Genomic DNA, 1,764 nt, shown 5'->3' on the forward strand with positions numbered 1-1,764 from the left:
GCCCTACACCCTTACCCCGGGACAACCACCGCCCGGGCTGGACTACCTTCCTGCGTCACCCCATCGCTCACCTACTACCACCTCGGGTCACCGGCTCCACCACTCCGACATCATCCGAAGAATCAGCCGGCGGCTTCACGGGCTTAGCATCAGAGGGTTCAGCGCTGGCGCTTCAAAGCGGGTACCGGAATATCAACCGGTTGTCCATCGACTACGCCTGTCGGCCTCGCCTTAGGTCCCGACTTACCCTGGGCAGATCAGCTTGACCCAGGAACCCTTAGTCAATCGGCGCAAGAGTTTCCCACTCTTGTATCGCTACTCATGCCTGCATTCTCACTCGTGAACCGTCCACGACTCCCTTCCAGGGCCGCTTCACCCGGCACACGACGCTCCCCTACCCATCACAGCCTCCGTTGGGAGTATTGCTGCAATGACACGACTTCGGCGGTACGCTTGAGCCCCGCTACATTGTCGGCGCGGAATCACTTGACCAGTGAGCTATTACGCACTCTTTCAAGGGTGGCTGCTTCTAAGCCAACCTCCTGGTTGTCTGTGCGACTCCACATCCTTTCCCACTTAGCGTACGCTTAGGGGCCTTAGTCGATGCTCTGGGCTGTTTCCCTCTCGACCACGGAGCTTATCCCCCGCAGTCTCACTGCCGCGCTCTCACTTACCGGCATTCGGAGTTTGGCTAAGGTCAGTAACCCGGTAGGGCCCATCGCCTATCCAGTGCTCTACCTCCGGCAAGAAACACACGACGCTGCACCTAAATGCATTTCGGGGAGAACCAGCTATCACGGAGTTTGATTGGCCTTTCACCCCTAACCACAGGTCATCCCCCAGGTTTTCAACCCTGGTGGGTTCGGTCCTCCACGCGGTCTTACCCACGCTTCAACCTGCCCATGGCTAGATCACTCCGCTTCGGGTCTTGGGCGTGCGACTGGATCGCCCTATTCGGACTCGCTTTCGCTACGGCTACCCCACACGGGTTAACCTCGCCACACACCGCAAACTCGCAGGCTCATTCTTCAAAAGGCACGCAGTCACGAGATGCACAAGTGCATCCGACGCTCCCACGGCTTGTAGGCACACGGTTTCAGGTACTATTTCACTCCGCTCCCGCGGTACTTTTCACCATTCCCTCACGGTACTATCCGCTATCGGTCACCAGGGAATATTTAGGCTTAGCGGGTGGTCCCGCCAGATTCACACGGGATTTCTCGGGCCCCGTGCTACTTGGGTGTCGTACAAGCAAGCCGCTAATGTTTCAGCTACGGGGGTCTTACCCTCTACGCCGGACCTTTCGCATGTCCTTCGCCTACATCAACGGTTTCTGACTCGCCCAGCCGCCGGCAGACGACTGAAGTACGATCCCACAACCCCGTATACGCAACCCCTGCCGGGTATCACACGCATACGGTTTGGCCTCATCCGGTTTCGCTCGCCACTACTCCCGGAATCACGGTTGTTTTCTCTTCCTGCGGGTACTGAGATGTTTCACTTCCCCGCGTTCCCTCCACATACCCTATGTGTTCAGGTATGGGTGACAGCCCATGACGACTGCCGGGTTTCCCCATTCGGACACCCCCGGATCAAAGCTTGGTTGACAGCTCCCCGGGGCCTATCGTGGCCTCCCACGTCCTTCATCGGTTCCTGGTGCCAAGGCATCCACCGTGCGCCCTTAAAAACTTGGCCACAGATGCTCGCGTCCACTATGCAGTTCTCAAACAACGACCCGTCACCCACCGCCGGCACCAAGTACCT

General features: G+C 58.3%; 1 rRNA gene (only partly in view). It reads right to left on the minus strand.

Annotation, left to right across the window (positions count from 1 at the left end):
* Positions 1-1,695: ribosomal RNA gene (locus ACIP9H_RS42190) — 23S ribosomal RNA — on the minus strand; its annotated part reaches 1,488 nt to the left of the window's first position; the annotation flags it as partial.
* Positions 1,696-1,764 lie beyond the last annotated feature (69 nt).

The organism is Streptomyces sp. NPDC088732 (assembly GCF_044751205.1).
Lineage (GTDB): Bacteria > Actinomycetota > Actinomycetes > Streptomycetales > Streptomycetaceae > Actinacidiphila.